Raw genomic sequence first — 7,454 nt, forward strand, 5'->3', positions numbered from 1 at the left:
TAACTGTGGCATTGCCCAAGGTAAATCGGCTAAAATCCCGAAGAGATTTCCAGGCAGTTTTCCGGGAAGGAATCCGTCGTCATGCTTCACATTTAACATTGAGAGCGTTACGACCGTCACCTTCCTCTAAGCGATCTTGTGATGCGGCTGCTGAAAGTGTAAAAACACAAAGCGCAAAACAGATGACTCCTCCAGCCCAAATCGGAATTTCGATCAGCACAAAAGTTAGCAAACGGGCAGTTGTTCGTAACCGCCTCAAACGGCAAATTGCAGCAGCTTTTTATCAGTTATTGCCTAAAATATCACCAGGGTGGCGGCTTGTGGTCATAGTCAAACCAACAGCAGATATAAAGTGCGTAACTCAACAATTTCTGCAAGAATTAGAGCAGTTGTTGGAACAAGCCGAGGTGTTCAATGGGCATTCGTGAAGAAGTATATTATGAGGGTGGTCCCCATATTGGGGATTTAATCACGAACATATTGATTGGACTAACTGTTGTTGGTCTTCCATTAACAGTTGGGGCGATTGTCAGGGCATTGTGGTTACGCTTCCGTATCACAGATCGCAGGATTTCCGTGATGGGTGGTTGGATGGGACGTTCTCGCAGCGACGTCATTTACTCAGAAATTGTCAAAATGGCTAAAATTCCCCGTGGTATTGGCTTGTGGGGAGATATGGTTATAACCCTCAGAGACGGTAGCCGTCTGGAACTACGAGCAATTCCCAAGTTTCGGGAAATTTATGACTACATAGAAGAAAAAGTTATCGCCAAAAATCCCAGCTACGCGGGCGCTAAGAAGTGATGAAGAGGATGCTGTCGGGAACGAGGGAGGGATATTTTCCCACACTCCCTCACTCTCTGACTCATATAATGTGCGGCTATCCGTAGTACGATGCAAGTCGCAATCTAAATCATGATTTAGATAAATTAGATTAAGTCAATTTACAGTATCTCAGGTTGAATTCAGAATAATGGATTTTGGTATAGGGTTTCTTTCAAACAACGTGATGCTGCCAATCATAGACTTGTTCTATAGCATCGTGCCTAGCTATGGATTGGCAATTGTGGCATTGACATTGATCATCCGCTTCGCGCTCTATCCCCTGAGTGCTGGTTCAATTCGCAGCATGCGACGGATGCGGATCGTGCAACCTCTGATGAACAAGCGGATGCAAGAAATTAGAGAGCGCTATAAGGACGATCCGCAAAAGCAGCAAGAAGAAACGATGAACGTCCAAAAAGAATTTGGCAACCCGCTTGCAGGTTGTTTACCATTGCTGCTACAAATGCCAGTTTTACTGGCACTGTTTGCGACTTTGCGAGGTTCACCTTTTGCTGGGGTTAACTATAGTGTTAACCTGCAAATTTTTCCTGCCGAACAAATCGAAAGAATTCAACCGCAAGCCTTTGCGACTTCCCCACAAAATATCTATGTTTCTGAAGGGGAACATCTTAAAGTCAGTGCTATCCTTCCCGGAGGTAACAAATTAGCCGTTGGAGAAAATACGAAAATAGAATATCAAACTCCAGAAGGCAAACCCTTTGAGACGCTTTTAAAAGAACATCCCGGTAGTCAACTTATTCCTGAATGGAAAGTGATTAAAGGGGAAGAACGGATAAAAATTGATGCTGAAGGTAACATCCAAGCGTTACAGCCAGGAGACGTCACCATACAGGGAACAATTCCGGGACTCGCAGCTAATCAAGGATTTCTCTTTATCGATGCCTTGGGTAGAGTTGGTGCAATTGATCCAGATGGCACTGTTCACTGGGATGTTGTCGCGATGGTTGTTCTGTTTGGTATTACCCTCTACGTCAGCCAAATCCTTTCTGGGCAAAATACTACTAATGCTAACCCACAGCAGGATACTGTCAACAAAATCACTCCCATCATCTTTTCTGGGATGTTTTTGTTCTTCCCCCTGCCAGCTGGGGTATTGATGTATATGGTGATTGGTAATATTTTCCAGACACTGCAAACCTATCTTCTTATGCGCGAACCTCTTTCAGAGGAACTACAAAAAATTGTAGATTCTCAGCAGAAGGAAGAAGAAAGCGCCAAACAAAAAGCACTCCCGTTTGAACCAAAAAGTTCTAAGAAAAAGACTACAGGCTAATGATGAGGTGACAGTCGAATGAAACGAGGTCAGGAGTGGTTGAAAACACTGCTGCAACTTAGCGGACTATCTGTTGATATTGAAGCTGAGAAAGAAACAAACCTCACTCAAGATGAGGAATCCTCAGAACAAGATAGTTACTGGTTGACAATTCGTGAAACCAACCTATCACCGGAACAAATCGAAATTTTAATTGGTCCGGACGGTTCAGTGCTAGATGCTATTCAGTATCTAGCAAATTCTATTCTCAACTTGAGTCAACAACAGGAAGAACAAGCCTCTTACACTGTTGAATTGAATGGCTATCGCATCAGGAGATATGCGGAAATTCGCGCAATGGCCGAAGCAGCCGCAGAGCAAGTGCGTTCCTTTGGTCAAGAAGTAGAAATCAAGTCACTCAGTTCAGCCGAACGCCGCCAAGTTCACACATTCTTAAAAGAGTTTGGTGACTTAGAAACCTTCAGCCGAGGAAAAGAGCCGCATCGTCACCTTGTTGTACGAATTGCGTCAACAGAGTAACTGAACGCAGTCAGTTGTTAGGAGTGAAGAGTGAGGAGTTAACACCAACAGTGACAACTCATCACTCATAACTCGTTAGCTTATACAAAAACAAAAAATTTTCCGAAATCCCAATTCAGCACTCATAAACTGATTTCTAGAAAAGCTAGACTGAAATATGTATTAACAGCTGCATCGCGCTATGATACACAGAGTTTGTCGTCGTGAGGATGTCTCACAAGTCCTATGGACGCAATTTATATTCCGCAGCTTACTAAAGCGCCCCAACAAACAGAAGAAATTCAAGTCAAAGAATTCCTACCTGGTTTGGAAACTTTGACACCAGTTCGCGGTCACATTCGCGTGCAGCATCATGGTAATTATTTAGAAGTCTCTGGTCAAGCAGAAACAATCATTACTTGTACTTGCAATCGCTGCTTGCAAAATTACAATCATCGTTTAACGGTTAATACTCAAGAAATTATCTGGTTAGATGAAGCCGCTAACGAAACAGATGACCTACCTTTAGAACGGGAAATTGCATTTGATGATTTAGTAGAAACTTTATCACCCCAAGGATATTTTGATCCCGGTACATGGCTGTATGAGCAAATGTGCTTGGAATTGCCTCAGCGACAGTTGTGTGATGCAAATTGTCTGGGGATTCAACCAAGCGCCCAAAGCAAATCAGATACGCGAGTTGACAGACGTTGGGCTTCTCTGGAATCTTTGAAAAACCAATTTCCGGGACCTTAGTTTTGATGGGTTTGTAGTCAGTGCTATCTTCGCGAAACCGCTGACTACAAATTAGGAGGATGCTTTGATTTTAGGGTTGACTTTTAACGAGTTGACAGGATATCATATATATGATGGAAAAGGTGTGCGCAGGGAAGCCCATTTTCTCAAAAAATTGAAAGCTTGGTAAGGTGTGTTGCGGCTGTCCTGACGTACTTTTGATTTCTTTAGCTGCTAATGGAACAAAAGGCGCAGAAGTCGCGATAGTCTCAGCGGTAAGGAAATCAAGTTTATTCAACCGCGCTTCTGTTCCTCTTTAGCTTGCTCAAAGGAAGACGTATTAATTTCAGCTATCTTATTTTGAGCGTATTTAAAAAAAGGTTCAAAGTTGATGGCGGTGGCGAGTTCAGCCGCGCGATGTAAGGAGTCAACAGCGGCGTTTGGCTGTGCCATGTTTAATTGAACATCAGCGATGAAGTAGAGTAGATTACGGCATTGGCTGTAGATATCGCCAATTTGAACATAGAGGTTTTGAGCCTGTTGGAGATATTCTAGCCCTTGCGCTGGGTCATCTTGTAATTTACCAAACCCTTGCAGTACGTTGGCTTCACCTAAGCGATCGCCGATTTCGCGGTAGAAAGCCAAAGCTTGTTCGTAACGTTGTAATGCTTCATGACTACGTTTAAGGAACTGCAAAACATCACCGATGGCTTTTAAGGTGTTAGCTTCACCTAAGCGATCGCCGATTTCTTGATAGATTTCTAATGCTTGCTGATAACACTCGTCAGCTCGTTTCACCTCATTTTGAAGTTCAAAATACAAATCTCCCAAATTTTGCAAGCTATCAGCGGTGGCAGCCTTTAACCCTCAGAGGATGTTTGAGCGGTTCAAGCAGCTTTTGAGCAAGTAAGCGGGTTATAACCTCACCTTGCCCTGTCGGGTATCCCTCTGGGAACTTCGGCTACGGTGTACACACAAGTCATCGAATTACCCCTCATCCGGTGCAAAACCTCACCCTGCCCTATCGGGCATCCCTCTCCTTGCTAAGGAGAGGGAAAGATTTTAGCGCACCCTAAAGCGAGGGTGAGGTGAAAAGCGATCCGGTGTGTACAGCGTAGCCCCTGAACGAGGCGAGGTGTGGATTGAACGATCGCCAAACAGAGGAAACAAAACAAGAAAGTTGTTAGAACCATGACAACCATTAACAATGAGAAAGAGAACTAACAACTAACTTTTAACATCTACTTATGAGCTTCCGTGACGAGTTTAAACTGCTGCTACGCGCCCGCTATCCTTTAATTTACATCCCAACTTACGAAGAGGAACGGGTGGAAAGCGCTATCCGGGAAGAAGCAGCGAATCAGGGGAATCGTCCAGTGTATACTTGGGATTTTGTGGATGGTTACCAAGGTAATCCTAATGATGCAGGATTTGGTCGTCGTAACCCATTACAAGCTTTGGAATTTGTCGAAAAACTTCCAGCTTCTGCGCCTGCTGTCTTTATTTTACGAGATTACCATCGCTTTTTAGAAGATGTGGCGATCGCCCGCAAACTCCGCAACCTCGCCCGACTCTTCAAGTCTCAACCAAAAAACATCGTGTTGCTGTCGCCTCGTATTGCGATTCCTGACGACTTAACAGAAGTTCTGACAGTTCTTGAATTTCCCTTACCCGCAGCAGCCGAAATTAAAATAGAAGTCGAACGCTTGTTAGCTGCAACTGGTCACTCTCTTTCTGCTAAAGTTTTAGATGACTTGGTACGCTCTTGTCAAGGGCTTTCGATGGAACGCATTCGTCGGGTTTTAGCACGAGCGATCGCCACCCACGGAGAATTGCAGCCAGAAGACGTCGATTTGGTTTTGGAAGAAAAACGCCAAACGATTCGTCAAACCCAAATCCTCGACTTTTACCCAGCCACTGAGCAAATTTCTGATATCGGTGGACTAGATAACCTCAAAGATTGGCTTTTGCGTCGGGGCGGCGCGTTTACTGAAAGGGCACGACAGTACGGATTACCCCATCCCCGTGGTTTAATGTTGGTAGGAATTCAGGGAACAGGAAAATCATTAACCGCTAAGGCGATCGCTCATCACTGGCATTTACCTTTGTTGCGTCTAGATGTGGGAAGATTGTTTGGGGGTTTAGTCGGTGAATCGGAATCTCGTACACGACAAATGATACAAGTAGCCGAAGCTCTTGCTCCTTGCATTTTGTGGATAGATGAGATAGATAAAGCCTTTTCTGGACTTGGTAGCAAAGGTGATGCAGGAACCACGAGCCGTGTTTTTGGTACATTTATTACCTGGCTTGCCGAGAAAACCTCACCTGTGTTTGTTGTTGCGACTGCGAATGACATTCAAGCACTACCACCAGAAATGCTACGAAAAGGAAGGTTGGATGAAATTTTCTTTGTTGGTTTACCCACCCAAGAAGAGAGAAAAGCAATTTTTACTGTACATTTATCTCGACTGCGTGCTCACAACTTGAAAGATTACGATATCGACAGGTTAGCTTATGAAACTCCTGATTTTTCAGGTGCAGAAATTGAGCAAACCTTGATTGAAGCGATGCACATCGGATTTAGTCAAAATAGAGACTTTACAACCGATGATATTTTAGAATCTGCTAGTCAGATTATACCACTAGCACGAACTGCCACCGAACAAATTCAGAAATTGCAAGAATGGGCTGCAGCTGGGAGAGCACGTTTAGCTTCTAAACATAGTCCATTAAGCGATAGCCCGTTTATGCCCAGAGGGTTTTCTGGAGGAAAACCTTCTGGCTGAGTGAAACTCAGGGCAAGATGTCGGAGGTATTTTAGGGCATAGGCAGGCGAAGCGATCGCATTCAACGCCAGCTGCAATAATGAGGTCGTAATTATGAATTATGAACAATCAAAAATTTCATAATTCATCATTTATAATTCATAAATTTATAGTGTGAGGTTGTCACCGTGGTTATCATCAAGATACTGAAATACACACTTGGGATTTTACTGGCGATCGCCATTTTAGCTGGCGGCGGAATTGCTACTGGTTTGTACTTGATGAATCGAACTTCTATACTCCCCGCCAAACCGATTTTTGCCAATGATAGCCCTTCTGTCAAAGGGGAAAATCCAAAAGCAACCATAGCTAAAGGAACCAAAGACACCTCTACACCTAAAGCTAAAAGCAAAGCTTCACCCAAATCAACTCCTAAGCCTACCCCATCTCCAAAGTCATTACCACCGGGGGCTTATAAAGCGCGTGTGACTTGGAAGCAAGGCTTAGTTTTGCGAACCGAAGCAAAGCTAGATGCTGAACGTATTGGTGGGGTTGGGTTTAATTCAAGAGTAATTGTTTTGGAACAAAGTAACGATAATGTCTGGCAAAAAATTCGTGTTGAAGGTGGCGAAAGTAAACAAGAAGGTTGGGTAAAAGCAGGTAACACCCAAAAAGTTGACGAGGAAGATTCGCCACAGACAGAACAAAATGAGCAAACAGAGCAATAATAATTCACGCATTCGCAATCCGGAGAAATTCAAAGTATGCCTGCGGTAGGCTGAAAAGATGAAACTCACAAACCCCCAGAAAAGACGTTTTACAAAGTTTTTAGCTGCTGTCGCTTTATGTGCCCCATTGTTAGTAACGCTTCCAGGTAACGCGGCAAAATCCGAACACATTCAACAGTTGCAGGATACAAAGAAATGTCCCAAATGTGATTTAAGTGGTGCCAACTTAAGTGGTGTCAACTTAAGTGGTGCTAACTTAAGTGGTGCCAAATTAAGTGGTGTCAACTTAAGTGGTGCCAAATTAAGTAGTGCCAACTTAAGTAATGCCAACTTAAGTGGTGCTGACTTGAGTGGTGCTAACTTAAGTAGTGCCAACTTAAGTAGTGCCAACTTAAGTGGTGCTGACTTGAGTGGTGTTAATTTGAGTGGCGTCTCTCTCTATAATGCCAACCTTACAGGTGTCCGACTTAATAATGTCAACCTCAGTGGTGTCAACCTCAGTGGTGTCAACCTCAGCGGTGTCAACCTCAGTGGTGTCAACCTCAGCGGTGTCAACCTCAGCGGTGTCAACCTCAGCGGTGTCAACCTCAGCGGTGTCAACCTCAGCGG

General features: G+C 44.0%; 9 protein-coding genes. 8 read left to right on the forward strand and 1 reads right to left on the reverse strand.

What is annotated here, in order from left to right; translation table 11 throughout:
* Positions 1–5 precede the first annotated feature (5 nt).
* The 5 genes from rnpA to DP117_RS19005 all read left to right on the forward strand — a co-directional run bounded on the left by rnpA (position 6) and on the right by DP117_RS19005 (position 3,373).
* Positions 6–428, forward strand: a complete 423-nt coding sequence (gene rnpA, locus DP117_RS18985; RefSeq protein ID WP_169219830.1) for a ribonuclease P protein component — start codon at positions 6–8, stop codon at positions 426–428.
* Positions 415–804 carry a PH domain-containing protein gene (locus DP117_RS18990; RefSeq protein ID WP_169219831.1) on the forward strand — a complete coding sequence of 130 codons (390 nt, stop codon included), beginning with the start codon at positions 415–417 and terminating at the stop codon, positions 802–804. Before rnpA ends, DP117_RS18990 begins: the two co-directional genes overlap by 14 nt.
* 169 nt (positions 805–973) lie before the next feature.
* Entirely contained in the window at positions 974–2,119 is a 1,146-nt protein-coding gene (gene yidC / locus DP117_RS18995) for a membrane protein insertase YidC (RefSeq protein WP_169219832.1), read from the forward strand.
* Between the two features lie 18 nt (positions 2,120–2,137).
* Positions 2,138–2,638 (forward strand): R3H domain-containing nucleic acid-binding protein, encoded by a 501-nt coding sequence (locus DP117_RS19000; RefSeq protein WP_169219833.1) that lies wholly within the window; start codon positions 2,138–2,140, stop codon positions 2,636–2,638.
* A 225-nt stretch (positions 2,639–2,863) separates the two neighbouring features.
* On the forward strand, positions 2,864–3,373 hold the full coding sequence (locus tag DP117_RS19005) for a YceD family protein (RefSeq protein WP_169219834.1): 510 nt from the start codon (positions 2,864–2,866) through the stop codon (positions 3,371–3,373).
* A gap of 273 nt (positions 3,374–3,646) precedes the next feature.
* On the opposite strand, the gene DP117_RS19010 is transcribed toward DP117_RS19005, so the two are convergent.
* Positions 3,647–4,192, reverse strand: coding sequence for a tetratricopeptide repeat protein (locus tag DP117_RS19010; RefSeq protein WP_282440304.1), 546 nt, complete (start codon positions 4,190–4,192; stop codon positions 3,647–3,649).
* 407 nt (positions 4,193–4,599) lie between these two features.
* Here DP117_RS19010 and DP117_RS19015 point away from each other — a divergent pair, with 407 nt between their 5' ends.
* From DP117_RS19015 to DP117_RS35425, 3 genes are all read left to right on the forward strand, one after another.
* Positions 4,600–6,138: an AAA family ATPase gene (locus tag DP117_RS19015; protein WP_169219836.1), complete on the forward strand. Its 1,539-nt coding sequence runs from the start codon at positions 4,600–4,602 to the stop codon at positions 6,136–6,138.
* Positions 6,139–6,305: 167 nt separating this feature from the next.
* Positions 6,306–6,845 (forward strand): SH3 domain-containing protein, encoded by a 540-nt coding sequence (locus DP117_RS19020; protein ID WP_339381318.1) that lies wholly within the window; start codon positions 6,306–6,308, stop codon positions 6,843–6,845.
* A 58-nt stretch (positions 6,846–6,903) separates the two neighbouring features.
* Positions 6,904–7,454 (forward strand): pentapeptide repeat-containing protein (locus DP117_RS35425; protein WP_211176196.1); only part of this gene is annotated, 551 nt, incomplete at its 3' end.

The sequence above is a fragment of the Brasilonema sp. UFV-L1 genome (assembly GCF_012912105.1).
In the GTDB taxonomy this organism is placed as follows: Bacteria; Cyanobacteriota; Cyanobacteriia; order Cyanobacteriales; family Nostocaceae; genus Brasilonema.

Excerpts from the sequence above, each read along its gene's own strand:
- DP117_RS19005 (WP_169219834.1), top strand. The coding sequence starts at position 2,864 with ATGGACGCAATTTATATTCCGCAGCTTACTAAAGCGCCCCAACAAACA.
- DP117_RS19000 (WP_169219833.1), top strand. The coding sequence starts at position 2,138 with ATGAAACGAGGTCAGGAGTGGTTGAAAACACTGCTGCAACTTAGCGGA.
- yidC (WP_169219832.1), top strand. The coding sequence starts at position 974 with ATGGATTTTGGTATAGGGTTTCTTTCAAACAACGTGATGCTGCCAATC.
- DP117_RS19015 (WP_169219836.1), top strand. The coding sequence starts at position 4,600 with ATGAGCTTCCGTGACGAGTTTAAACTGCTGCTACGCGCCCGCTATCCT.
- DP117_RS18990 (WP_169219831.1), top strand. The coding sequence starts at position 415 with ATGGGCATTCGTGAAGAAGTATATTATGAGGGTGGTCCCCATATTGGG.